The 722-nt window shown below is 50.4% G+C and carries 2 protein-coding genes; both read right to left on the reverse strand.

What is annotated here, in order from left to right:
* A partial coding sequence (locus R7Z77_RS25475; protein ID WP_318137066.1) for an ATP-grasp domain-containing protein occupies window positions 1-435 on the reverse strand: 435 nt, incomplete at its 3' end.
* A gap of 4 nt (window positions 436-439) precedes the next feature.
* Window positions 440-722 (reverse strand): AIR carboxylase family protein (locus R7Z77_RS25480; RefSeq protein WP_318137067.1); only part of this gene is annotated, 283 nt, incomplete at its 5' end.

The raw sequence follows: 722 nt of genomic DNA on the forward strand, positions 1-722 counted from the left end.
CCATTGGCCTTTACCATCGTAACCACCCAATGCACTTTTCAGCACCATAGGCATGCCAACATGTTCAATTGCGCGTTCAAAATCTTCACGTGTCTCAATCACGTAGTACTTTGCATTACGCACGCCAGCATTATCGAGTAGCGCTTTTTCAACACGGCGGTCACCGCCTGCTTTGATGGCTGCGGTACTAGGGAGGAACTTGCCACTTAATTCACAGATGTCGAGTACATCGTGAGGAATATGTTCGAACTCTGCGGTGATCGCATCCACTTGTTCAATGGCACTTTCCAAACCATGACCAAGCACCTGTTGGGTAAGAGGATGGACAACGTTACCGTTGCCGACATCGTAAGCCGAGATTTGGATGTTCAGTGGTGCACCAGCCAGAGACATCATTCGAGCCAACTGACCTGATCCGAGAACCAGTACATGCATCTGATTAATCCTCAGCTGGATTTGGGTTAGCCAGTACGGTTTCCGTCTGTTCATTGCGGAACGCTTCTACCTTCGCCATGATGCTTTCGTCATGAGTACCTAGGATTTGTGCCGCTAAGATGCCCGCGTTTGCAGCGCCCGCTTCGCCAATCGCTAACGTGCCGACTGCAATGCCTTTTGGCATTTGTACAATAGATAGCAAAGAGTCCATGCCTTTTAGAGCGCGAGATTGAACCGGAACGCCAAGTACAGGCAAACTGGTGAAGGCTGCCGCCATTCCCGGTAGG

Source organism: Vibrio sp. 1401 (genome assembly GCF_033340295.1).